The organism is Chromohalobacter sarecensis, assembly GCF_023061135.1.
In the GTDB taxonomy this organism is placed as follows: Bacteria; Pseudomonadota; Gammaproteobacteria; order Pseudomonadales; family Halomonadaceae; genus Chromohalobacter; species Chromohalobacter sarecensis.
In genome coordinates, this window is sequence record NZ_JAKGAN010000006.1 from 68,420 (window position 1) to 92,873 (window position 24,454).

The following is a 24,454-nucleotide window of genomic DNA, read 5'->3' on the forward strand; positions in this document are numbered from 1 at the left end:
ATTGGGCGCTTACGCGCTCATTTCAAGCGTAAGTGCCTTGAAGCGCCCTGGGCAAACGATCGGGCAAGATACCTTGTCACGCCTCAGCCCTCATCTTGATGTGAGTACAGCGCGGAAGACGCAGGTGCCGCCAAGGAAAGCGCTCCAGGTATCAGTTCAGCGCGAAAACGCTCGTGGAAACACGGCTCGCCGTCGAGATTCAGCGGTAGGGCGCTCTCACTTTCGAACTCGACCCACGGAATCTGCAAATACTCGACGAACTTACCGCTTTGCGGGAGGTTTTCCAGTTCGTCGATAAGCTGCTTCATCTCCCTGAGCGAGGTGAAATGACGCACGAGGAGTAGCTCCAACAGGCCATCATCGACCTTGGCCAGGGGCGCCAACTGCTGCCCCCCTCCCGCTTGAGAACCATTGCCCAGCGCGAACAGAAACAAGGGGATATTGCGTTCGCCACCGGGAAATCGCAAACGGCCTCGGTAAGGCTGATAATTCCAAGCCTTGAGCATGCCCATCAACGAATAGGCACCACCACCCAAAAGCCGTTTGAGGGGAGCCGGTGTCGAATTGGTGATCTGGGCACCGAAGCCGCCGGAGGCTAGGTTGATGAAATAATCCCCCCCTAGACTACCGACGTCCACATTGTGGGGGCTGGCATCCAATGCCACGCGCAGCGCCTCCAAAGGATCCAATGGCAACTCCAGACCGCGCGCGAAATCGTTCGCACTGCCAAGCGGCATAATACCAAGGATCGGCCGTGCGTCCCGAGGCAGTTGCATCAAGCCGCCAACGACCTCGTTGACCGTTCCGTCGCCGCCCCCGGCAATGATGCGTTTGATACCCGCTTCGCTGGCTTCCCGGGCCAGGCGCACGCCGTCGCCGCCTTCCCAAGTCACCCGCACTGCCAGATAGTGCCCCTCTTCACGCACGCACTCCACCGCTTCGCGGACATCCGGAAGCTGGGCGGATTTACCATTTAGAATTAGCCACGCGTCGCCATCACGTGCGATAGGCTGGAGTGTGCCACTCATCGTTTCATCATCCTCGTTCCTTGAGACACGCCTGCCTCTCTCACTATGTGCATCTTGCACCAACAGGTACTCATATTCCCTTGAGCACCTCGAAACCGCTACCTACCGTCGTCGGCATGAATTCTTCGACATGATATTGCGCCACGCCGGCGATGATAAAAGGATCTTCATCAAGCCAGGCTGTCAAACGCTCCCGCGAAGTCGCTCTGGCCAGAATGATGCCACCACTGGGTGGTGTTTTACGCCCCGAGGCGATGAATACGCCGCGCTCGAATCCTTGGCGCACCCAGGCCATGTGTGCCATGCGATACGGCTCGACCGTGTCTGGGTCGACTACGTACTCCAACGATACGATGAACATGCCTGCTCCTTGATGTCTGTCACCCGGCACGCCTCTTTGTCGTTCATATCTTTACAAACTCATGGCGTCGGCGCTACTCGCCAGGAAAGCCACAACAAGGGAGACACCAACACAACACCGATCAGTGCCAGGGTCCATTGCGGCGGTAACGAGGTCGCCAGCAGTAGCGTAGCCAACAACGCACCGCCGCCCAACTGCAAGGCCCCCAGCAAGGCGGCTGCCGTGCCGGCGCGCTCACGAAATGGCTCGAGTGCCAGGCTCGATGCCGCACCTAGCGCCAATGAAAAGCCCACGGAGAGCACCCCTATCGGCCCCATGAAACCGACTGCCGAGAGCGGCAAGACCGTGACGATCAGCGCCTGCAAGATACCTGAGACGATGATCAGCCCCAGTCCCACGCGCACGGTACCGACCCGCCCGAGACGGTGAATGATACGCGGCGCAAAGAAAAACGCTGTGATATTGACCACGGCGTTGGCGCCAAACCAGCCGCTAAACGCCAGTTCCGATAGCCCCAGGCGGTCCACCAGGATGACCGGAGCGGTGGACACATACACCAGGATCGCCGACATGATCACCCCGGCCAGCCCCGCGAAATAGACAAAGCGAACACTGGTCAGCACCGGTCGGTAGCGGGCCCAATGATAAAGTCGGCGCTCGACTGCCGTATCCCGAGGCCGCGTCTCGGCGAAGCGCCATAAGGCGGCCACGCCCAGCACCGCCGCGAAGACGAACATGAACGCAAAATTGCTGCGCCAACCGAAGGTCACCGCCAGACTACCGCCAATGACTGGCGCCAGTGCAGGAATGATGCATAGCGCGCCGTTGAGATAGCTGTAGAGTTTCGCGCCTTGCTCGGCGGTAAAACAGTCGCGCACCGCAGCGAAAGCCACCGTCATGCTTGCGCAGGCTCCCAGCCCTTGCAGGACACGCGAGACGTAAAGCGGCCCGAGGCTGGTCGCCATCATTCCCAGCAACGCCCCCGCCATATATAACACGGTGCCGCAAAGCAGCACCGGACGACGACCGAAGCGATCGGTCAGCGGGCCGACTAACACCTGCCCTAGGCCGACGCTCAGCAAGAGTAATGTTACAGTGAACTGGAGTCGGCTGAACGGGACGTCGAACTCGCGCGCCATGACCGTCAGTGACGGCAAGTAGATATCGATCGCCAGTGGCGACAACATCACGCATCCCACCAGCAAGGGAAGCAAACGGGCCCCCGACATGGAACCTCCGCAGCGAAAAAAGAACGTCACCTTACCCCGAACACACCAAGATGCAACTGGCCGATGACGCATGCTTTTCCCTGCTAGGATGTCACCCGAAAAATCGACGCACGCCGACACTTTCAGAGCAGGGCCTAAAGCTCGTGCTCTCCCCGCCGATATTCCCTTTCAGGGCAATGATCCAAGCAATGCCTCGTGTCCGCCGATCATCCATCGCACAGGAAACGCCATGTCATTCCGCACCTGGGGGGTCGTGCTAAGCACCGTCCTATTGGGCGGCTGCTTCGGGGTCAACACCTCGCAGGCCCCCATCGCCACGACCTACCCGACCAGTGAGCAACAACGCATGCAGGCCGCGCAGCATTGGGAAGTGCTTGCCGAACACGAGGCAGGCGAGATCCTCGCCAAGCGCGATTTGTGGGGCGAACCGCTCTATGTCGAGACGCATGAGAAGGAAACCGCCTTCAGCCGCGGGTTCCGTTCACTGCTGACGAGTGAACTGGTCGAGCAAGGTGCCATCGTTCGCACCCAGCCGGACGCTGGCGCTGCCCATGTCAGCTTCGATGTTCAGGTGATCACTCACGAGGACCGTGGTTTCGTGCGGCCTCCCCAAGGGGCACTGACCGCATTGGCTGCGGGTATCGCCGTGGCGACCATTCCTTTCAATCACTGGACCGAGCCCGCCTTGGCTCTGATTCCCGGTGCCGCCTTGGCCGATACCTTCAGCGGTAGCTGGACCACCACCGGCCAGCAGGAGACCATTATCACGACCCAGGTCAGCCAGCACGACACGCTGCGCTATTCGTCCTCGAACATGTATTACATCAACGCGGGTGATAGCGGTCATTACGGTGCGTCCGACACCGGCGATTCCGCCGGCCTGCCGCTATCATCCGACTGGTGAGGAGACCGCTCGACATGTCATCCAAGCAATGCCGTACCGGGCGCGTCACATTGCGCCTGCTGACACTGGCCATCCTGTTGCTGGTTCTCTCCGGTTGCAGCCTTCTTCAGAACCGTCAAGCGACGGGCCCCGAGCCCAGCATGCTGACGCGCGTCGATGACGCCGCCGACAAACTGCTTTCCACTAGCAGCGAGCAACTCGGTGATCGGGCACCGATCATCGCCACCACCTTCGTCGACGTCGACCAATTGGATCAGTCGTCGACGCTCGGTCGCACGCTATCCGAGACCTTCACCTCGCGTCTCGTCCAGGGCGGCATGAATGTCATCGAAGTCAAGATGCGTGACAGCCTGTATATCGAACAGAATACCGGGGAACTGATCCTGTCCCGCAACGTACAACGCTTGAGCGCCAATCATGACGCCCAGGCCGTGTTGCTGGGCACCTACGCGCAGGGCGAAAACACGCTGTTCGTCAATGCTCGGCTGGTACGCATCGCGGACCGCCAGGTCTTGGGTGCCGCAAGTTTCGAAGTGCCGATGGACAACGACATCAGGGCCTTGCTGCCCTCCAACTGGTAAGCCTCTTTTCTGGCAAACGTCGCGCCCGGTTGTGATTGGCGCCGTCGTTGACTGCGCCCGCCAGCATTCAGGCATCGATGTTGGCGGGTCTGCGTCAATCACCGGTCGGCGACAACTGAAATTCCAACAACGTCTCGTGGTTACGCAAGTCGGTGGCCAACAATGGCAGGTAATGACGATCGTGTGTCCGCAGCATCATGCGGTATTCGAATTGGCGCCCCTCGTCGCGCGTGCGATAGCTGAGGCTTTCGATGTGGAATCGGTGCGCTTTCATTAGTGCATAAATCTCTGACTCGCCGAGTATTCGTTGGCTATCGAAACGTAGAATACAGCGCGCGAAAGTACGGCTCGGCATCCGCGCTTCGACCAAGCGAAACAACGACAGCGTCAACAAGGTCACCCCCGTCGCCAACACCCCCGGCAGCCAGAAGCCAATGCCATAGAGTATCCCCAGCGCCGAGGTAATCCAGATCGAGGCCGCCGTGGTTAAGCCGCGCACCGTCAGCCCTTCCTTGAAGATCACCCCGGCGCCCAGGAAACCGATGCCGGTCATGATGCCCTGCGCCATGCGCGTGGGATCTGTTCTGATCGTCTCTTCGGGCACATTGCTGCCTAGCCACTCCCACTGGTAGACCGTCACCATCATCAACAAGGCCGATGCGACGCACACCAGCGCATGTGTCCGGAACCCTGCCGGACGCCCATGAAAGGTACGTTCCAGTCCGATCAGGCTTCCCGCCAGCCAGGCCATCCCCAGATGTACCACTATCGCCCATGATATCGTCGACATTCGCCTCTTCCTTCGCCTGCGTTATCGTCTATCGTGTCAGCATAACGTTTGCCACTGTATCCCACAGAATCCACGACAATTTCCCACCTTTCGATAGAAGGATAGCTGCGTGAGCCACCCCTCCAACCTCACACCCCCCAGCCGGGTAGAAGACGACGAACACGACCTGCATCTGAATGGCGGCCCTCGACAGTCACGCGCCGCGTCCGTCCATGAGTCGCTGCGGGCAGAAGGCGAGACGGAGCTCAAACGCGCCGCCTCGGCGCTGTTCTGGTCGGCGCTCGCCGCCGGCCTGTCGATGAGTTTTTCGATGCTTGCCAGGGGCCTGCTTCACGCGCGTCTGCCAGACAGCGATATCGGTTTTCTCATCGAGGCGTTTGGCTACACCATCGGCTTTATAGTGGTCATCCTCGCGCGTCAACAACTGTTCACCGAGAACACCGTCACCGCCGTACTGCCGGTCATGAGCACGCCACGCATCATGCGCTTTCTCAAATTGCTGAGGCTATGGGGGGTCGTACTCATCGGTAACCTCGTGGGTGTGGCAATCTCCGCATACGCGATCCTCTATATGCCCTTGTTCGATGCCGAGACGCATAAGGCCTTTCTCAGCCTGGGCCACCACGTCATGGAGAATACCGGCAGCCAGATGTTCGCCAAGGGCATCGTTGCCGGCTGGATGATCGCCACCATGGTCTGGCTGCTCCCCGCCGCCGGTGGCGCCAAGATCTGGGTCATCCTGATCGTTACCTATCTCGTCGCACTGGGTGGTTTCACGCACATCATCGTGGGCTCCACAGAAGTGATGTACCTGATGTTCGCCGGTCAAGCGAGTATCGGCGAGTATCTCTTCCAATTCGCCTTGCCGACGCTGGCCGGCAACCTGATCGGCGGCACCTTCATCTTTGCACTTATCAGCCATGCGCAGGTTCGCAGCGATACCTGAAGGGGCATCTCACAAAAAGCCTGATTCGGCACGTCTCCCCCGGCGTGCCGAGCTTGTCCATTCGTCTATGCCATTTTGTTCGCCTTCATAGAAGAGACGCCGAATAGCGCTCAGCAACGCTTACTGATAAATACAGGTTATTGGCCTATAGGGTTTCAGCATTAGCAAAGCACCCAAGTGCCTGTTAAAGCTTAAGTGCTTATGCCACCCACCCGGTCTTACCGGATCGATGACGAGGGACAATAACAATGGGACACGCCACATCACGCTCACCGTATTGGCTTGCCGCAGCACTGGTCATGGGGCTTGCCACCCCCGCGCTCGCCGATTACCCCGAGAAGCCCATCACGCTGATCGTCCCCTGGGCCGCTGGCGGCGGGACCGATGCCACGGCGCGCATCATCGCCAAGGCTCTGGAGGAAGAACTCGGCGAGACCATCAATGTGGTCAACCGCACGGGCGGTAGCGGCGTCGTGGGGCACACCGCCATTGCGCGCGCCAAACCCGATGGCTATACCCTCGGCCTGGGCACGGTCGAGATCAACATGATGCACTGGCAAGGCCTGACCGATATCACCTACGAGGACTTCACTCCCATCGGCCAGATCAACTTCGATGCCGCCAGCATCAGCGTCGCCGAGGACGCCGACTACCAAGACCTAGGCGATTTGATCGAGGCGATTCGCGATCAGCCCGACGGCCACTTCAATGCCTCCGGCACCGGGCTCGGGGGTATCTGGCATGTCGCGCTGGGCGGACTACTGATGGATCTCGATATGCCCGCCGACAAGGTCAACTGGATTCCCAGCCAAGGCGCCGCACCGGCCATGACGGAACTCGCCTCCGGGGGCGTCGACATGGCCGCCACCTCGCTCCCCGAGGCGCGTTCGATGATCGAAGCCAATCGTGTGCGCAGCCTCGGTGTCATGGCCGAGGAACCTCTAGAAAGCTTCTCCGATGTGCCCACCGTGGCCTCGCAGGTGGACAGCGACTTCACCACGGGCGCGTGGCGTGGCGTCATCGGTCCGCAGGGCATGGACGATGCCACTGTCGAGAAACTAGAGCGTGCCTTGCATGCCGCCTACGAAAGCGACACCTACCAGTCATTCATGACCAAACAGGGCTATGGGGTGCAATGGAAGGACGCACAAGCCTTCGGCGACTACATGGAGAAAAGCGACGCCGAATTCGGTGAGATCATGAAGGCCATCGGCCTCGCCAAGCAGTAGCCAGTAGCCGTTACTCGACGCGCCACGACCGCCTTCCTATCCATGCGGTCGTGGCCCATCACTCACTGACGTTCTATGCCGATGCTTGCGCCTCAGCCGCCAACGCCGACATCGTTCCTTGATGATCCGCACGATTGAGTGCGCTCAACACGGCCTTGAGCGAGGCACTGACGGTGTCGCCATCCTCGGCCATGCCGCTGATGCGCTGCCCCGCCACATTGAGTTGCACGAAGGCGATCGCCACAGCGTCGCTGCCCTCACCCAGCGCGTGCTCGCTGTAATCGACGACGCTCACCGATTGTCCGGTATGGGCTTGCCAGGCAGTCATGAACGACGAAATGACACCGTTGCCCTGGCCACTCAAACGCACCGCCCGACCGGCATCGTCGAGTGATACCGTCAAGCCTTGGTCAGCGTCACGATCCAGTCGGTAACCGGTCAACGAGAGCGGCTCATGTCGAGAGAAGGTCTCGGTCAGCACCTCGCGTATGCGCTGGCTTGAAAGCTCACCGCTCACTGTCTCGCTCACTGCCTGCACCGCCGGGGCCAGCTCCAGCGCCATCCAGCGCGGCAGGCTGATGCCGTAATCGCGCTCGAGCAGGAACGTCATGCCGCCCTTGCCGGACTGGCTATTGACGCGAATGACCGCCTGGTAATCGCGCCCGATATCGCGCGGGTCGATCGGCAGGTACGCCACCTGCCACGGTTCGTCCGCCTGCTGCTTCATGAGCGACTTGCGGATCGCGTCCTGATGACTGCCGGAAAACGCGGTGTAGACCATCTCCCCCACCCAGGGATGACGCGGATGCATGGGAATACCGGTGCATTCCTGCACCACCTCGATGATCTCGTCGGGGCGCGACAAATCGAGCTCGGGATCGATGCCCTGGCTGTAGAGATTCATCGCCAGGGTGACGATATCCATGTTGCCGGTGCGCTCGCCATTGCCCAGCAACGTGCCTTCGACACGCTCGGCGCCGGCCAGCAAGGCGAGTTCGGCGGACGCCACCGCGCCACCACGATCGTTATGCGTATGCACCGAGATGATCACGCTGTCACGGCGGCTGATATGCTGGCAGAAGTACTCGATCTGGTCGGCATGGTGATGTGGCCCGCCCACCTCGACTGTGGTGGGCAGGTTGAGAATGCATTTCGCCTCCGGCGTCGGCTGCCAGACGTCCATCACCGCTTCGCAGATCGCCAATGAGAAGTCGATCTCGGTGCTGGAAAAGCTCTCGGGGGTGTATTCGAAGCGCCACTCGACCTCGGGGTAGCGCGCGGCATGCGCCTTGACCCAGCTCGCCCCCTGCACGGCGATATCGACGATGCCCTGGCGATCCATCTCGAAAACGCGTTCGCGCTGCACGGTCGAGGTGGAATTATACAGATGCACGATGGCGCGCTTGGCGCCGACCAGCGATGCGAAGGTCCGCTCGATCAGATGCTCGCGGCACTGCACCAGCACCGCGATGGTCACATCGTCGGGAATCTGGTCTTCCTCGATCAGCCAGCGCACGAAATCGTAATCCGGCTGACTGGCCGACGGAAAGCCGACCATGACTTCCTTGATGCCGACCTTGATGATCTGATGCCACAGTCGCTGTTTCTGTGCGACGCTCATCGGCTCGAGTAGCGCCTGGTTGCCGTCGCGGAGATCTTCGCTGACCCAGGTCGGTGCCGTCACTAGGTCGCGATCCGGCCACTGACGGTCGAAGGCGGGCACGCGCGGCGCCGGGCGATACTTGCGATGGTCGAAGCAACTCATGACAACAGTCCTGTAAAATGAATGAACGAGCCGATTGCGTATGGCAATGATCACAGTCTACGCTGCCTTGCCCCGCAGACGATTGCTAAATCGTCCTCGACGAGGTCTTTTTTTGGCATATAATTCCAATATCATTCTCATAAGAGACTAATAATGCCAAAAGATAGCACGCTAGCCGACGTAGTGACGCTCGACCGCTACGACCGTCAGATACTCGAGCTCCTCCAGCACCATGGGCGTATCAACAATCAGGAACTGGCCGAACGTATCGGCCTGTCGCCCTCGCCCTGCCTGCGACGTGTGCGAGCCCTGGAAGACAGTGGCCTGATCACCGGCTATCGCGCCCTGGTGGATGCCAAACGGCTGGGGCATAGCCTTACGGCGCTCTTGCATATTTCCATGGATCGCCACACACCGGAGCGCTTCGCCAACTTCGAAACCAAGGTCGCAGCGCTGCCCCAAGTGCAGGAATGCCTGCTGATCACCGGCCAGGAGGCCGACTATCAGCTCAAGGTCGTGGTCCACGACATGGATGACTACCAGAACCTGCTGCTCAATCAGATCACGCGTATCGAAGGCGTCACTGGCGCGCATTCCAGTTTCGTCCTGCGCCGAGTCCTCGAGCACCGCCCAGTCCCGTCGCATCCGGACACCGCGTATTAGACGCTGGTGCAATGGCCGCTGACTCGAAAGGCTGTTACGTTTTTTGTATGCAATAGTCATCTAACGAAAAAGGACACGTGCCATGCAATTGCCCCGCAACCCCTTCAAGGCATCACTGACCGGCGATACCCGCTATGGCTGCTGGGCCGGCTTCGCCACTGGCTATGCCACGGAGATTCTCGCGACCACGGGGTTCGATTGGCTATTGATCGACGGCGAACATGCGCCCAATAACGTACCCACGATTCTCACTCAGTTGCAGGCTGTTGCCGGCTATTCTTGCGCCCCGGTCGTACGCACCGTCAATCATGACCCAGCCCTGATCAAGCAACTGCTCGACATCGGCACCCAGACGTTGATGATCCCCATGGTCGACACCGCCGAACAGGCAGCCCAGTTGGTCGCCGCCACACGTTACCCGCCGCAGGGATTTCGCGGCGTTGGCGGTGGCTTGACGCGCGCCACGCGCTGGGGCGAGGTGGAAGACTACATGACGACGGCCCATGAAGAGCTATGCCTGATCGTGCAGGTGGAGTCTCGCAGCGGGGTCGACAACGCCGAGGCTATCGCCGCTACTCCAGGCATCGACGCCGTTTTCGTCGGGCCTTTCGATCTATCCACCGACACCGGACATATCGGCAACCCCGATCACCCCGAAGTCCAGGCGATGATTCGACACACTCTGGACGCCACCCACGCCGCCGGCAAAGCGGCCGGCATTCTGGCCCCCGTCGAGGCGGATGCCAGACGCTATGCCGACTGGGGGTTCGATTTCATCGCCGTGGGCATCGATATCAGCCTATTGCGACAGGCTGCCAAGGACACCGTGGCACGCTATAAGGGCGATCAATAGGCTGATACGGTGTGAGTGCTCGCTACCACACAAGGAACCCCGTGCATGAAACGGATATTCATCGCGACTGTAATGATGGCCGTACTTGGGGGCGCCATATCGCTTGCGGCCTGCACGCCCGAGCCCCGCGAAACGCCGTCTACCCCGGTCAACGAAGACACCACGAACATCACGCTAGCGTCTTACCCCATCAAGCTGCGCGCCGATGCCTCGCTCGAGCGCATCACCGCACCACAAGCGGGCTACTTCGATACCGGCAGTTGGCAGATCGTAAATGATGCACCGGGTGAACGTCTGATCACGCTGGCACTGCCGGGCTCCAATGACATAACGACCGCGCACTGGCGTCTGGGCGCGAGCCACGACGCCGACGCAATCACCCACTGCCTGACACCGCCGCCCAATGCCCGCTCGCGGACCACGGCGCGTATCGATGGCCATGATTTCCAAACCTTCACGCTCGACGACGCCGGCATGAGTCACTTCCAACAGGTCACTGGCTACCGAGCCGTGATCGACGATACCTGCTATGCCATCGACCTGATCGTCAACGGCACCCGTGGCGAGGTCTACGATCCGCCGCGCGAGCCACAGTTTTCTTCCGAATATGCCATGCAGCGCTTGCGCGAAATCAACGACGGGCTCTCACTCCAATGAAAATGCCGCGACGCTTGGCGCCACGGCATTCTTGACCAACTACCCCGAGACTCAGGCGTAGGTATTGACCTGCGTACCCACGGTGCCGGTCGTCGCTAGAGACTGCTGGGGGGAAACCGCTTCCATCAGTTGCGACACATGCGACGCCTGATTGTTGAGCGACTCCTTGAGCAGGCCCATTTGAGACTGCTGATCGGCGTTATGCTGTTGCAACGCCATCGCAGTTCCCACGGCTGCGTTCACGGATGAATCCATGAAGCTCCTCCCTTCAAGTGAATGAATGCGCTTTACGCCCTCTAGTTATCGGCTAGAACGCAACAAACTTTCATCGCCCACGACCGATAGCCAACACATGACACTTGCAGCATGCAAGAAGAAAAGCATAAAGGCCACCCCATCCTAAGGCGCCCCTGCCATCCTGGCGCCTTGCCGCATAGAATGACGGACCACGGGCATGCGCCCGACGGCATATGGGGCGAGACGCTCACATAAGCACGCTCACAAAAAGGATGTGACATGCAGATCGACAGATTCTTCCACTGGCTCGGCGAGTTCCTCGGCGACGCCTTGCGCGTCATCATTGACGCCCTCTCGACGCTATTCGCGGGATTTTGGGTGGCAATCGACCGCTTTTTCGACGGCCTCGCCCGTTCGCTGGGCGTCAATCCCTCGCTCATCAATCTGGTGGTGCTGGTCATCGGCGTATGGATGCTTTACCGAGGAATTCGCGCACTTCTTCGGCGTGGCTTCGTCGGCGGTATCGTATGGCTGTTTCTCGGCTTGCTGGTGCTCGGCTGGCTCATTCGCTGAAGCGCCTTGTTGCAACGGCCAACACGACACCCACCCACGCAAAAACGCCGCTGCCAAGGCAGCGGCGTTTTGCCGTCACTTCTTCATGCAACGTCGGCTATCAGGCGTCGGCCAGCGCCCGTTCGACCATTTCAAAGACGTTGGGCGAGAGTTCCTCGGCACGAATGCGCTCGAGCTCGGCCTTCATCAGCGCCTGACGCTGCTCATCGAAACGCTGCCAGCGCGTCAGCGGCGTGATGATGCGGGCGGCGATCTCGGGGTTGAGGCTATTGAGCTCGATCACTACATCGGCCAGTAGGCGATAGCCCTCGCCGTCGAGGCGGTGGAAGTTGACGCGGTTCAGCGCCGCGAAGGCACCGATCAGCGCGCGCACCTTGTTGGGATTCTTGAGCGAGAACAGCGGATGCGCCATCAGGTATTTGACACGTTCCAGCACATCCTCCTGCGGGCGCGTGACCTGGATGGTGAACCACTGGTTCATCACCAGCGGATCGTGCGCCCACTTCTCGCCGAACGCCTTGAGCGCCGGCTCGGCGATGTCGCTGCGCGAGCTGTGCACCAGCATCGTCAGGGCGGCGCGCACATCGGTCATGTTGTGCTCGGCATCGACCTGCGCCTCGGCCAGTGCCACACCCTCGTCGTCCTCGATGCTCATGAGGTATTCGAGGGCCACGTTCTTCACCCGGCGCCGCGCGATCTGATCCGGCTCCGGCGCGTAGGGTTCATCGCTCCGGTGGGCTTCATGAATGGCCAGGAACTCGTCGCGCAAGGCCCTGGCGAGCGACTGCTTGACGAAGACCCGCGCGGCGTGGATGGCATCCACGTCGACCATCGGCTGCTGCTCGGCGATGTAGGCCTCGGAGGGAAGCGTCAACATCTCGGCAAGCACCGCCTTGTCGTCGGTCTCGGTAGTCAAAAGGCGCCGATAGGCGTCGATGACGCGGGTATCCATGACCTTTTCAACCCCATTGCGATGCGCCGCGATCAGATCGTCGAGAGCCAGCATGGTCAACCGCTGCCCCGCGTCCCAACGGTTGAAGTCGTCCGCATCGTGGGTCAGCAGGAACGAGAGTTCCTCGCGCGAATACGGATAGCGCAGATAGACCGGCGCCGAGAAACCGCGCAGCAGCGATGGCGTCGGCGCTTCGTCGATGCCGGTGAAGACATAGGTCTGTTCGGTGTCGCGCAGATGCAGCACCGTTTCCTTGCCCAACGACTCGCCGTCCAGCGTCAATGCCATGTCGTTGCCGGACTTGGTGCCCACCAGCCCCATGCGCACCGGAATATGCAGCGGCTGTTTTTCCGCCTGACCGGGGGTGGGCGGCGTGCGCTGGGAAAGCCGCAGGTGGTACTCGCACTTGGCGTAATCGTATTCGCCATGGGCGTCGATCTCCGGCGTACCCGCCTGCGAGTACCAGCGCATGAACTGACTCAGGTCGAGCCCGGAGACTTCCGCCATGCAATCGACGAAATCCTCGATGGTCACCGCCTGGCCGTCGAAACGCGCGAAGTACAGATCCGAGCCCTGGCGGAACATCTCCCAACCGAGGAGATGACGCAGCATGCGCACGATCTCGGCACCCTTTTCGTAAATCGTCAGGGTGTAGAAGTTGGATATCTCGATGTAATGATCGGGGCGCACGGGATGCGCCGTCGGGCCGGCATCCTCGGCGAACTGCGCCGTACGGAAGAACGACACGTCCTCGATGCGCTTGACCGGCGCCGAATTGACGTCGGCGGAAAAGCTCTGATCGCGGAAGACGGTGAAGCCTTCCTTCAGCGAGAGCTGGAACCAATCGCGGCAGGTCACGCGGTTGCCCGACCAGTTATGGAAGTACTCGTGAGCGACGATACCCTCCACCCGCTGGAAGGCCGCATCGGTAGCGGTTTGCGGATGCGTGAGCACCGCCGCCGAGTTGAAGATGTTGAGTCCCTTGTTCTCCATGGCGCCCATGTTGAAGTCGTTGACGGCGACGATCATAAAGCGGTCGAGATCGTATTCACGGCCGTAGGTCTCTTCATCCCAGCGCATGGCGCTCTTGAGTGAGGCCATGGCATGCGCGGTCTTGTCGAGATTCTCCGGCTCGACCCAAATCTGCAGCGTGACATCGCGACCACTCATGGTCGTGAAGCGATCTTCGACGTTTTCCAGTTTCCCGGCCACCAGCGCGAACAGGTAACTCGGTTTGGGATGCGGGTCTTCCCAGGTCACGAAATGCCGACCCTCCGGGAGCTCACCGCTTTCCACCGGATTGCCGTTGGAGAGCAGCACCGGCGCATCGGTCTTGTCACCCACCAGCGTAGTGGAAAAGGTCGCCATCACATCCGGGCGATCGGGATAGAAGGTGATACGGCGAAAGCCCTGCGGCTCGCACTGAGTGCAGAACATGCCGCTGGAAACATACAGTCCTTCGAGGGCGGTATTGGCGGCGGGGTCGATCGACACCTCGGTATCCAGCAGAAAACGCTCCGGCACGCTGGCGATAGTCAGACCTTCGTCATCGACCTCGTACTCGCCAGCTTCCAACTCCTGACCATCCACAGCGATGCGCACCAGCGACAGCTTGTCACCGGCGAAACGTAGCGGGAGCCCCGCTTCGCGCTCGGGGTGGCGCTCGACATGCAGGCGCGCCGTCACGGTCGTCGCCGAGGGGGCCAGGTCGAATTTCAGCTCGGTGTGCGTCACCCGGTAGGCGGGCGGCAGGTAATCCTTGAGATGGGTCGCTTGCGGTTCGGACATCGATCGACGCTCCTTGAGATCGGGGCATGCACTCGCCCCCAAGACATCGCCTCGCGTGCGAAACACGAGGCACATGTCGAGCATTGTACGGCGTCCGGTGGAGTCGGCTCAAAAGTGCGGGCAACGCCGCGCCTCATCACGCTCTCAGCGAGACTCATGGCGCTGGCTGGAAGAGGATTCCTCGAAGGACGACAGCACCGGGCAACGCCCCAGCGACGGCGTCGGGCGGGTCAGAATCCACACTGCAATGCCCGCCAGGCCAATGATCAACGCCACACGCAGCGCTAGGGGGTCGACGGTGAAGGCGATCACGCCCATCGAGACCGTCAGCATGGCGCACGCCATCCATTTGGCGTGCCGGGGGATGGCGCGTTCGCGCTCCCAGGCGAGAATGGAGGGGCCGAAGCGCGGATGACGACGGATCCAATTGGCGAAGCGCGGTGAGCTTTTCGAAGCTGCCCATACCGCCACCAGCATGAAACACGTCGTAGGCATGATCGGCAGAAACAAGCCGATCACCCCCAGAGAGAAGCTGACGCCAGCCAAGCAGATGAACAATAGCTTGCGTATATCGTACATGCGCCGCGCCACCTTGCCGTGATAGAGGGAAACGCCGGGCTTCACGCGAGATCGCTGGCAGGCATGGCGAAGCCCGACGTCACCTCATTCATTGAAGCCCGAATAACGCATCCAGGAGAAATCGTCCCTTACTATCGAGGCGATTACCGCCAGAGGTTGGACGCGTACGTTCATTCTAGCGCAAAGCAAGGGGCCAAGACCAAGGCGGCTACATTGAGAGCCTCCCATTACACGCTCCACGTGACATCATCCCGAGGTCATATGGGCCTCACGGACCGGCACATCCTGCATGTCGGACATCGTGGCCGCCGGTACACGCAGCATGCGGCGCAAGACTTTACCCACCGGCGACTTGGGCAACTCGTCGATAAAACGATAGCCGCGCGGACACTTAAAACGCGTCAGCCCGGCATCCAGGCAATAACGCCCGAGTTCCCGCTCATCGACGGCGCTACGTGCCTTGATGAACGCCGTCACCACTTGACCCCACTTGTCGTCGGGTAGCCCCACCACCGCGACTTCCTCGACCTGCGGATGCAACGACAGCACATTCTCGATTTCCAGCGGGCTGATGTTTTCGCCACCGGAGTTGATAAGGTCGTCGACGCGCCCTGTGACGAACAAATCCCCATCGTCGTCGAAATACCCGGTATCCCCGGTGAAGTACCAGCCATCTCTAAGGGCTTTGCTATCGGCCTCGGGATACTGCCAGTAACCCTCGAAGGCCTCATCTCCGTTCATGTCGGCGATGACTTCGCCTTCCGCGCCCGGCGGCACGCACATTGCCGGCGACGTGGCCCCGACCTTGACCACTCGCAATCGCTGGTTGAGCGCCGCACGTCCCGATGAACCAGGCTTGTGATTGGCATGCTGGTCGACGGTCAACGCATAGAGTTCCGAGCAACCATATTGATTGACGAACAGACTCGGTTGGAAAGCCGCCTCGACGCGCGCGATCAAGCCCGCACTCATGGGCGCGCCGGCAAAGCCGATCTTATCGATGCTGGCGACCCGATGCGGGGCAAATCCTGGTGCTTCGAGCAGCATGTGATAGAGCGTCGGCACCAGGTTGAGGCTGGTGACGCGCTCACGCTCGATGGCCTCGAGCGTCGCCTCCGGTTCGAACTTAGGGATGCACACGAAGCGCCCGTCGACCATCGCCATTGCCTGCAACGCGCGTACGCCCGTGGCGTGATAAAGCGGCATCACGCCCAGCATGGTCTCATCATGACGATACAGATTCTGGGCCACGTACGCGGCCGTCGCGGCGCGTTCGACACGATGCCGACGCGGCACTCCCTTGGGTCTGCCGGTGGTCCCCGAGGTGTAGAGCATCATCGAGTAATCGTCGGGCGTCGCCATCAACAGCGTTTCACCGGTCGATCCGAGTAACGAATCGAAGGCAATCGCCCCCAGGGGCGTTACCTCGCCAACCACGATCCGCGGTATCTGATGCGCCTCGGCGCACGCCTGCACCGCCTCGGCGGTCGCATCGTCATAGGCGATGGCCCCGGCGCCCGAGTTCTTCAGGTAGTAGCGAATATCCAGAGTCGTCGAACGCCAGTTCACCGGCGTGAAGATGATCCCCGCGAACTGGCAGGCCCAGTACAACGTCGCCATCTGCCAACGATTATGCATGGCCACCAGCAGGCGGTCGCCCTTGTCGAGTCCCAGCCGCCGGAGGTGGCGCGCCACGCTCTGAATGTCCGCATACCACTGTGCGTAGGTCTTGTGCATCTCGCTATCGCTGATGGCAACGGCGTGCGGACGCCGCTCGACCGTGGCAAGAAAGCCGCGTCCCAGATCAAACATCTTCGTTCTCCTGTCGCTGGTTTTATTGTGTTGCTGCGGTTGTTTTAGCGACAGGATCGAGCGCGCAGGCGTGGGTGGCAACGCTAGCCGACCACAAGGATGATGCGTATCAAGGGAGTGGGACGAATTCCCTTCAATCGCGGAAATTCGTGTACTGCAGGGCCAGCTCGGGGCCGTCCTCGCTCTTCAACAAGGCGATCGCCTGCTGCAGCTCGTCGCGCTTCTTGCTGGTCACGCGCACCTTGTCGCCCTGGATCTGCGCCTGCACCTTGAGCTTGGCGTCCTTCAGGCGCTTGACGATGTCCTTGCATTCCGGCTGCTCGAGGCCCTGCTTGAGCACCACATCCTGGTGGGCGCGCACGCCGCTGGTGACGGGGTCCTTGATCTCCATGCAGCGGGCATCGATACCCCGGGCGATGAGCTTGTTACGCAGCACGTCGAGCATCTGCTTGAGCTGAAAATCCACCTCGGCTTCGAGGGTCACCGTCTCGCCTTCCAGGGTAAAACTCGCGGTCACGCCTCGAAAATCGAAGCGCGTCTGGATCTCGCGATTGGCTTGATCGACGGCGTTGTTGGCCTCGTGCTTGTCGAACTCGGAAACGATATCGAAAGATGGCATGGTCACTTCCTCGCTGGGCTAAGATCGGGCGCGATTCTAGCATGCTCACGACACTCACCGTCCCGGTTTGTCCCTTCGCCCAACTTGTCCTGTGATGCCCAGGCCTGCCCCGCTGAAGGCAGCGTCTTGCCCATCTGCCAGGCCGCGCAGCCATCGACGTAATAGTCCTCGAGCCAGCGCAGCACGGAAAAACCCATGCGCCGATAAAGGCCCAACGCAACGCGATTGTCGGCACGCACTTCCAGTTGTAGTCGTGTCATGTCACGACGCCTGGCTTCACGCTCCAGCGCTTCGAGCAATGCGCGTCCTACTCCGCCACCGCGCGCTTGCGGGGCCACGCAGAACGAGTAAAGACGCGTCACGCGACTGTTGCGCCGGAAGAGCAGCGTGGCATAACCGACCACCTCGTCGCCTGGCGTGGTATATGCAACGAGCGTATGAGCGTTGGCACGCGCCAATAGATAGGCCAGTTGACGGCGTGTGAAGCGGTCGCCATCGAAACATATCGCCTCAAGATGACAGAGCGCATCGAGGTCAGTGACGGTGGCGGCGCGCAGGGAGCAGGACATGCAAATGTCTCCAGAATAGCGCGAACAGGATGGCGCAAATCGTGTATAGAAATTATTTCAAGGCGGGGCTATTGTCGAGACGTGGCTCGCTCCCCATTCTAGACACGCTTTCTTCAAGGTCGATTGACGTTTTCTCTTCACAAGGAAGGTCTATGTCCCGCCTGCGTATCGTCGTCGATCGCCTCGACGACTGGCTGCCCTACTATCCCAGCGATGATGTCATCAGCGCCGCCGACTTCCTGGCACTGGAGCCGGCCGCGCCCGACAAGACACGCGATGCCACGCATGTCATCAACCTCTGCCGCGGGCTCGACTATCTGGAGACGGGTTACTATGTCTCGTTGCTCGCACAGGCACGCGGACAGCGCGTTCTGCCCTCGGTCGAAACGCTCAACCAGCTCTCGCGCAAGGCCTTGATCGATCTTCAGCTCGAATCGCTGGAACCCATGATGCGCGATCTCGAAAAGCACGGCGCGCTGAGCGGCGATGAACTAAACCTGACGGTATTGTTCGGCGAATGCGATCACGAGGGATTAGGCCGGCTGGCCCGGCGTCTCTTCGAGCGTCTGCCGTGCCCCCTGCTGGACGCCAAATTTCAAAAACGGCATGGCGCATGGCGCCTGACGCGCTTGAAGCCCCTGGCCCTCAACGCCTTGCAGGGGAGCGATCAGGACCGTTTTGCGGCGGCCTTGAACCGCCATTCGCGCAAGGTATGGCGCACGCCCAAGGCGCGGCGTCGCTACCGTTTCGACCTGGCGATTCTCATCGATCCCCAGGAGGCCATGCCGCCCAGTAACAAGAGTGCACTCAAGCAATTCATTCGTGCCGGTCGGCGACGCGGCATCGATGTCAGCCTCATTACCCGCAAGGACGAAGGCCGTCTGGCCGAGTTTGATGCCTTGTTCATCCGTGAAACCACGCGGCTCGACCATCACACCTACCGCATGGCCAAGCGCGCCGAGCACGAAGGCCTGGTGGTCATCGACGACCCTCAGTCGATTCTGCGTTGTACCAACAAGATCTACCTGCATGCACTTCTCGGTGCACGCGGCGTCCCCGCGCCGCGCGGCGTACTGCTGAGTCGCGACGACCTGACACAGCTGTCGGACAAGGTTACCCGCCTCGACTTCCCGCTGGTGCTCAAGGTGCCCGACGGCGCGTTCTCTAAAGGGGTGGTCAAGATTACCTCGCTCGACGAGCTCAAGGAGCAGGCCTCACGCTTGTTCGCCTCCTCCGCGCTGCTGTTACTACAGGAATGGCTGCCCACCGATTTCGACTGGCGCATCGGCATTCTGGATGGTGAGGTCCTCTTCGCCAGCCGCTACTACATGGCACGCGGGCACTGGCAGATCTACGATCACTCACGCCCGAGGGTGCGCAGCGGCAGCTTCACCACGCACCCACCATCGGAAGTGCCCAAGGCCGTTCTCAAGGCTGCACTGAAAGCCACACGTCTGATCGGCGATGGCCTCTACGGGGTCGATCTCAAGCAGGTCGGCGAGCGGGTCGTAGTCATCGAGGTCAACGACAACCCCAATCTGGATGCCGGTGTCGAGGACGCCTACCTCGGGTCACAGCTCTACGCACGCGTCATGGATGTCTTCCTGGCGCGTCTGGAACGCCGCGCGACATCGGAAACGCGCTGACGACAGCACCAATGCCGGCATGGACGTCGGCACCGGCACATCCCGTTCAGCCTTCGAGCAGCAACAACGAGAGCGCGGCCAACACCCACATGGTGGGCTTGATTTCCTGGGTCTTGCCCGCCGCCAGCTTGACGATCACGAACGTGAGAAAGCCGAAGGCAATCCCATGCGTGATCGAATAGGTAAAGGGAATCAGCACCATGGCGACGAAGGCCGGAATGGCGTCGTCGAACTGGTGCCAATGGATCTTGCGAATGGGGTCCATCATGAACACCCCGACCAGAATCAGGGCCGGCGCCGTGGCAATCGCCGGCACCAGCGACAACAGCGGCGAGAGAAACAGAAACGGCAGGAACAACACCGCCACGACCACCGCGACGAGCCCGGTACGACCGCCCTGGCTGATCCCTGCGGCGGATTCCACATAGGCATTGGCCGGACTGGTTCCCAGCGGCCCGGAGATCAGCGCGGCGCTGGCATCGACGATCATCGAACGACGAATGTTGCGCGGATTGCCATCGGCATCCTTCAGGTTACCCGCCTCGGAAACCCCCATGAAGGTGGAAAGCGCGTCGAAAAAAGTCGTGAACAGCAACACGAAGATGAACGGCCAGTAGGCCACCGATAGCGAGCCCCATAGATCGAGCGCCATCAAACCGCTGAGATCCGGCATGGCGAAGATACCGTTGAAGTTGACCAGCGTCGACGACGCCAGATCCTCGGGAAAGTAACGACTGCCGTCGCCCCACAGGCGGCCGATCGGCACGCTGGCCAACGTGGTGAAGACGATCCCCAGAATCAGCGCACCGGGCACATTGCGCACCACCAGGCAAGTGGTGACCGCGAAGCCGATGAGAAACGTCACCAGTACCGGATCGAGCGACGCCATGCCCACCACGGTGACCGGATTGGGCACGATGAACTGCGCGTTGACCAGGCCAATGGTGGTGATGAATAGACCAATGCCGCAGGCAATGGCGTAACGCAATTGCGCCGGAATCGCATCGATCACCAACTGGCGCGCATTGAACGCCGCCAGCAGGGCAAAAATGACCCCGGCCCAGAACACGCAGCCCAGCGCGGTCTGCCATTCCATGCCCGCCCCCAATACCATGGTGTAGGCGAACAGCGCGTTGATGCCCATGCCGGGCGCCACCAGGATGGGGTTCTTGGCGTAAAACCCCATCATCACACTGCCGAAGAAACTGACCAGCACGGTGGCGGTCAGGGCACTGGAAAAGGGCACGCCGGCATCGCTCAGCACCGTCGGATTGACGACGATGATGTACATCGAGGCCAGGAAGGTCGCGATCCCCGCCAGGATCTCGGTGCGCGGGGTGCTCCCCTGGGCCCGGATGCCGAAAAGTCGTTCGAACACGTCGCGTTCTCCACACAGGTTGGGTTGGGATGAGACGTCGCGCAGTATAGCCAATCCCGACCCTCATGCTCATCCCCAAGACTTGTCTGGAAAATGCCCATCACGTCATGGCTGCAAAAGGCCTCCGGGCTGTGCCATGATCTGACAAGCATTCACATGCCCCACGTCCACGCGGGAGAAGACCATGCGTTCCGAAGACAACCTGCTGCCGCTGATCGTCGAGCCCGAGCAGCTCGCCGAGCATCTCGGCGCCCCTGAACTATTGATCGTCGATGTACCGCTCAAGGCCGACAGCTACACCGAGGGCCACGTGCCTGGGGCGGTGTTTCTCGACCACCGCCGCCTGCTCGCGGGCGATGGCCCGGTACCCAATGACATCCCCGACGAAGAAGCGCTTTCCGCGCTGTTTTCCGAACTCGGCCTGACCCGCGACACCCACGTCATCGCCTATGATGACGAAGGCGGCGGCTGGGCCGGGCGCCTGCTATGGACGCTGGAGCTCATCGGCCACACCCGGTATTCCTATCTCAACGGCGGCATTCATGCCTGGCGCGGCGACGGGCAACGCATCGAGCGCGAACCAAGCGCGCCCACGCCCAGTGATTACCAGGCGACTATCCATCAACCCCAGGTTCAGATTCGCCGTGAAGAACTCATTGACCGCCTGGATGAACGTGAACTCGCGGTCTGGGATGCGCGCTCACCGGACGAATATCGCGGCGAAAAAGGCAAGAACGCCCATCTGGGGCATATTCCCGGCGCCGTCAATTTCGAATGGACGGATGCCATGGACCCCGAACGCCACCTGCGGCTGCGCGATTACGCCGAACTCATCGCCGAGCTCGAGGCTAAAGGGCTGACACCGGACATGGAGATCGTCACCCACTGCCAGAGCCATCATCGCAGCGGCTTCACCTGGCTGGTGGGCAAGGCCCTGGGCTTCGAGAAGATGCGCGCCTACCCCGGCTCATGGCAGGAATGGGGCAATCGCGACGATACGCCGATAGAGAAATAAGCCACGCCCCGTCCCCCGGCGATGCGCGCATGCCGGGGGCTATTGCGCCCATGACGCCACGCCCCTATCGTGGCATACCTTTCGACCTTGCCGTGGATATGCCCGTGGATCGCGACGAACTCTTCGCCAGAATTCAACACCCCCTGCCCCACCACCTGATTTCACGTGGGGTGGGCAAGCTTGCCGAGAGCCGTTCGCCGTGGCTCAAGGACCTGCTCATTCAGCGTTTCATTCGTACCTTCGATGTCGACATGAGCCAGGCCGTCGAAAGCGACCCCGAGGCTTATGCCTGCTTCAACGACTTCTTCACCCGTGCGCTCTCCCCCGAGGCGCGGCCCATCAGCGAGGGCATCGTTTCCCCTGCCGATGGCACGCTGTCGCAGTTCGGTGCCATCGATAATGGCACTCTCGTCCAGGCCAAGGGGCATACCTATTCGCTGACCGCCCTGTTGGGAGGCGATACGCATCGCGCCGCGCCCTTTCGGGACGGCCACTTCGCCACGGTCTATCTATCGCCGCGTGACTATCATCGCGTGCACATGCCCGTCACCGGCACCCTGCGTGAAATGATCTATGTGCCGGGGCGGCTGTTCTCGGTCAATCCGGCCACTGCCAATCACGTGCCGGGGCTCTTCGCCCGCAACGAGCGCCTGGTCTGCCTGTTCGACACCGAGCACGGCCCGTTGGCAATGGTATTGGTGGGCGCGATGATCGTCGCCGCCATCGAGACGGTGTGGGCCGGCCAGATCACGCCGCTCAGCGGCCGCGTACAGACGACTCGCTTCGACGAGCCCATCGTGATCGAGAAGGGTCAGGAAATGGGCCGCTTCAAGCTCGGCTCCACCGTGGTGATGTGCTTCGGCCATGACGTTGCGTTTCGCGACATCTGCACCGACGGCCTGGTGGTCAGCATGGGGCAATCGCTCGCGTCCTGAGCCCGCTTGCCGAGACAGAGTTACCATGCCGGGCGGGGCAAGGCTGTGTTCCCCAGTAGCACGACTCTAAGGAAGCGCTGAATAAATCGTCGAGCAGAATGAAGCGCAAGGCGCCCGGAGCACAGAAGGCGAGACATAACATGGGGTTAGGCGAGCCTTCGAGCACCGCGTAACGCGGCGATTCGTCTGTGCAGACATTTATGCAGTGTTTCCTAGCAGCGTGGCGTGGCAAACGCCATCACCTCCGCCACACTCGCCTTCCCCAGCGCCAGTTGAATCAGGCGATCGAGCCCCAGCGCCACGCCACTTCCCGCCGGCATGCCCGCTTCGAGTGCCGCCACAAGGCGGACATCGGTATCCACCTCGCTGTGCCCTAGCCGCTGGCGTTCTCGATTATCCTCGACAAAGCGTGCGGCCTGCTCCTCGGCGTCGGTGAGCTCGTCATAGCCATTAGCCAGCTCCACCCCTTGCCAATAGACCTCGAAGCGCGCGGCGACGATGGCGCCATCCTCGGGATCGGAGTGGCGCCGCGCCAGCGCCGCCTGACTGGCGGGATAGTCGACTACGACCTCCAGTCCCTCATGACCGAGATGCGGCTCGATGACGAACGCCATCAGCGCGTCCAGGCATGCATCGCGCTCGGCATCGTCCAGGGTCATGCCGGTCTCATGCTCGGCGGTCTGACGTAACGTGGCCAGCGATACAGTGAAGGGGTCGAACCCCAACTGAGTGCGAAACAGCTCGCGATAGCGACGTTGCCGACACGGCCCGGGATCGCGTTCCAGCACGTGGCGAATCAATGCCTGGGTCTCGTCGATCAGCGCGGAAAGCGTAAAACCCGGGCGATACCATTCGAGCATGGTGAACTCGAGATTGTGACGACGTCCCACCTCGCCGTCGCGGAAGCTGCGCGCCAACTGGAAGATCGGTCCGCTATCCGCCGCCAGCAGCCGCTTCATGTGGAATTCCGGCGAGGTCTGCAGCCAGAGCCGCTCGCGCCCACCCGGCGTTGAAGCCTCCAGCGACAGGCTCGCCAGGTGCGGATCGCTGCTGCCGCCATGGCCCAGCACCGGGGTTTCCACCTCCAGCACATCGCGCTCGGCGAAGAATGCCCGTACCCGCGCGAGTAGCCGCGCCCGCTCGCGCAGCGTCGCGATACTCGCCGAGGGCTGCCAGTCATGTTCCATCAGCAACGTCTCCAGAACGGCAAAGGCCACGCCGAGGCGTGGCCAGATTCCTTAACAGTCACTATTGAGCCCGGTGGGAGGGAATTTATTCCCGATGGGTTTCAGCCACCTCTATCGCGAATAAATTCGCTCCCACAACCCCCGGTCCCAAGGGTCCA

Annotated in this window: 24 protein-coding genes; 11 read left to right on the forward strand and 13 right to left on the reverse strand. The window is 61.1% G+C overall.

Going from position 1 to position 24,454, the window contains the following annotated elements; translation table 11 throughout:
• Nucleotides 1–83 precede the first annotated feature (83 nt).
• From yegS to L1071_RS10860, 3 genes are all read right to left on the reverse strand, one after another.
• Nucleotides 84–1,028: a lipid kinase YegS gene (yegS, locus tag L1071_RS10850; protein ID WP_246974620.1), complete on the reverse strand. Its 945-nt coding sequence runs from the start codon at nucleotides 1,026–1,028 to the stop codon at nucleotides 84–86.
• A gap of 70 nt (nucleotides 1,029–1,098) precedes the next feature.
• Complete coding sequence (locus tag L1071_RS10855; RefSeq protein ID WP_246974622.1) at nucleotides 1,099–1,389, reverse strand: YciI family protein; 291 nt, start codon at nucleotides 1,387–1,389, stop codon at nucleotides 1,099–1,101.
• Nucleotides 1,390–1,448: 59 nt separating this feature from the next.
• Complete coding sequence (locus tag L1071_RS10860) at nucleotides 1,449–2,618, reverse strand: multidrug effflux MFS transporter (protein WP_246974626.1); 1,170 nt, start codon at nucleotides 2,616–2,618, stop codon at nucleotides 1,449–1,451.
• A gap of 229 nt (nucleotides 2,619–2,847) precedes the next feature.
• Between L1071_RS10860 and L1071_RS10865 the strand changes: the two genes are divergently transcribed.
• Nucleotides 2,848–3,522 carry a hypothetical protein gene (locus L1071_RS10865; RefSeq protein ID WP_246974629.1) on the forward strand — a complete coding sequence of 225 codons (675 nt, stop codon included), beginning with the start codon at nucleotides 2,848–2,850 and terminating at the stop codon, nucleotides 3,520–3,522.
• 14 nt (nucleotides 3,523–3,536) lie between these two features.
• Nucleotides 3,537–4,103 (forward strand): FlgO family outer membrane protein, encoded by a 567-nt coding sequence (locus L1071_RS10870; protein WP_246974632.1) that lies wholly within the window; start codon nucleotides 3,537–3,539, stop codon nucleotides 4,101–4,103.
• Nucleotides 4,104–4,197: 94 nt separating this feature from the next.
• Here L1071_RS10870 and L1071_RS10875 read toward each other — a convergent pair whose 3' ends face one another.
• Nucleotides 4,198–4,893 (reverse strand): MgtC/SapB family protein, encoded by a 696-nt coding sequence (locus tag L1071_RS10875; protein WP_246974634.1) that lies wholly within the window; start codon nucleotides 4,891–4,893, stop codon nucleotides 4,198–4,200.
• 109 nt (nucleotides 4,894–5,002) lie between these two features.
• On the opposite strand from L1071_RS10875, the gene L1071_RS10880 reads away from it, so the two are divergent.
• Both L1071_RS10880 and L1071_RS10885 read left to right on the forward strand, forming a co-directional pair.
• Complete coding sequence (locus L1071_RS10880; RefSeq protein ID WP_246974636.1) at nucleotides 5,003–5,839, forward strand: formate/nitrite transporter family protein; 837 nt, start codon at nucleotides 5,003–5,005, stop codon at nucleotides 5,837–5,839.
• A gap of 248 nt (nucleotides 5,840–6,087) precedes the next feature.
• Nucleotides 6,088–7,068, forward strand: a complete 981-nt coding sequence (locus L1071_RS10885; protein WP_246974638.1) for a Bug family tripartite tricarboxylate transporter substrate binding protein — start codon at nucleotides 6,088–6,090, stop codon at nucleotides 7,066–7,068.
• A 73-nt stretch (nucleotides 7,069–7,141) separates the two neighbouring features.
• On the opposite strand, the gene L1071_RS10890 is transcribed toward L1071_RS10885, so the two are convergent.
• Nucleotides 7,142–8,833, reverse strand: coding sequence for a 2-isopropylmalate synthase (locus L1071_RS10890; protein WP_246974640.1), 1,692 nt, complete (start codon nucleotides 8,831–8,833; stop codon nucleotides 7,142–7,144).
• 153 nt (nucleotides 8,834–8,986) lie between these two features.
• Here L1071_RS10890 and L1071_RS10895 point away from each other — a divergent pair, with 153 nt between their 5' ends.
• From L1071_RS10895 to L1071_RS10905, 3 genes are all read left to right on the forward strand, one after another.
• Entirely contained in the window at nucleotides 8,987–9,496 is a 510-nt protein-coding gene (locus L1071_RS10895) for an Lrp/AsnC family transcriptional regulator (protein ID WP_246974641.1), read from the forward strand.
• A gap of 82 nt (nucleotides 9,497–9,578) precedes the next feature.
• On the forward strand, nucleotides 9,579–10,349 hold the full coding sequence (locus L1071_RS10900; RefSeq protein ID WP_246974644.1) for an HpcH/HpaI aldolase family protein: 771 nt from the start codon (nucleotides 9,579–9,581) through the stop codon (nucleotides 10,347–10,349).
• Nucleotides 10,350–10,394: 45 nt separating this feature from the next.
• Complete coding sequence (locus L1071_RS10905; RefSeq protein ID WP_246974646.1) at nucleotides 10,395–11,006, forward strand: hypothetical protein; 612 nt, start codon at nucleotides 10,395–10,397, stop codon at nucleotides 11,004–11,006.
• Between the two features lie 51 nt (nucleotides 11,007–11,057).
• On the opposite strand, the gene L1071_RS10910 is transcribed toward L1071_RS10905, so the two are convergent.
• Nucleotides 11,058–11,261: a putative motility protein gene (locus L1071_RS10910; RefSeq protein ID WP_246974648.1), complete on the reverse strand. Its 204-nt coding sequence runs from the start codon at nucleotides 11,259–11,261 to the stop codon at nucleotides 11,058–11,060.
• 261 nt (nucleotides 11,262–11,522) lie between these two features.
• On the opposite strand from L1071_RS10910, the gene L1071_RS10915 reads away from it, so the two are divergent.
• Nucleotides 11,523–11,816 carry a hypothetical protein gene (locus L1071_RS10915; RefSeq protein WP_246974650.1) on the forward strand — a complete coding sequence of 98 codons (294 nt, stop codon included), beginning with the start codon at nucleotides 11,523–11,525 and terminating at the stop codon, nucleotides 11,814–11,816.
• Between the two features lie 100 nt (nucleotides 11,817–11,916).
• Here the strand turns inward: L1071_RS10915 and pepN are convergent, their stop codons facing one another.
• From pepN to L1071_RS10940, 5 genes are all read right to left on the reverse strand, one after another.
• The gene (gene pepN, locus L1071_RS10920; RefSeq protein ID WP_246974652.1) at nucleotides 11,917–14,556 is read right to left on the reverse strand and encodes an aminopeptidase N; all 2,640 of its coding nucleotides are present in this window, start codon (nucleotides 14,554–14,556) and stop codon (nucleotides 11,917–11,919) included.
• Nucleotides 14,557–14,700: 144 nt separating this feature from the next.
• On the reverse strand, nucleotides 14,701–15,135 hold the full coding sequence (locus L1071_RS10925) for a YbaN family protein (protein WP_246974654.1): 435 nt from the start codon (nucleotides 15,133–15,135) through the stop codon (nucleotides 14,701–14,703).
• Between the two features lie 246 nt (nucleotides 15,136–15,381).
• The gene (locus L1071_RS10930) at nucleotides 15,382–16,947 is read right to left on the reverse strand and encodes an AMP-binding protein (RefSeq protein WP_246974656.1); all 1,566 of its coding nucleotides are present in this window, start codon (nucleotides 16,945–16,947) and stop codon (nucleotides 15,382–15,384) included.
• A 133-nt stretch (nucleotides 16,948–17,080) separates the two neighbouring features.
• Nucleotides 17,081–17,566, reverse strand: coding sequence for a YajQ family cyclic di-GMP-binding protein (locus L1071_RS10935; RefSeq protein ID WP_246974659.1), 486 nt, complete (start codon nucleotides 17,564–17,566; stop codon nucleotides 17,081–17,083).
• A 2-nt stretch (nucleotides 17,567–17,568) separates the two neighbouring features.
• On the reverse strand, nucleotides 17,569–18,135 hold the full coding sequence (locus tag L1071_RS10940) for a GNAT family N-acetyltransferase (RefSeq protein WP_246974662.1): 567 nt from the start codon (nucleotides 18,133–18,135) through the stop codon (nucleotides 17,569–17,571).
• Nucleotides 18,136–18,287: 152 nt separating this feature from the next.
• Here L1071_RS10940 and L1071_RS10945 point away from each other — a divergent pair, with 152 nt between their 5' ends.
• Complete coding sequence (locus L1071_RS10945) at nucleotides 18,288–19,781, forward strand: RimK family protein (RefSeq protein WP_246974665.1); 1,494 nt, start codon at nucleotides 18,288–18,290, stop codon at nucleotides 19,779–19,781.
• A 46-nt stretch (nucleotides 19,782–19,827) separates the two neighbouring features.
• Here L1071_RS10945 and L1071_RS10950 read toward each other — a convergent pair whose 3' ends face one another.
• Nucleotides 19,828–21,159, reverse strand: coding sequence for an NCS2 family permease (locus L1071_RS10950; protein ID WP_246974668.1), 1,332 nt, complete (start codon nucleotides 21,157–21,159; stop codon nucleotides 19,828–19,830).
• 184 nt (nucleotides 21,160–21,343) lie between these two features.
• Between L1071_RS10950 and L1071_RS10955 the strand changes: the two genes are divergently transcribed.
• Both L1071_RS10955 and asd read left to right on the forward strand, forming a co-directional pair.
• Entirely contained in the window at nucleotides 21,344–22,174 is an 831-nt protein-coding gene (locus tag L1071_RS10955) for a sulfurtransferase (RefSeq protein ID WP_246974670.1), read from the forward strand.
• 98 nt (nucleotides 22,175–22,272) lie between these two features.
• The gene (gene asd / locus L1071_RS10960) at nucleotides 22,273–23,109 is read left to right on the forward strand and encodes an archaetidylserine decarboxylase (RefSeq protein WP_246975094.1); all 837 of its coding nucleotides are present in this window, start codon (nucleotides 22,273–22,275) and stop codon (nucleotides 23,107–23,109) included.
• Nucleotides 23,110–23,321: 212 nt separating this feature from the next.
• On the opposite strand, the gene epmA is transcribed toward asd, so the two are convergent.
• Nucleotides 23,322–24,296, reverse strand: a complete 975-nt coding sequence (gene epmA / locus L1071_RS10965) for an EF-P lysine aminoacylase EpmA (RefSeq protein WP_246974673.1) — start codon at nucleotides 24,294–24,296, stop codon at nucleotides 23,322–23,324.
• Nucleotides 24,297–24,454: the final 158 nt, after the last annotated feature.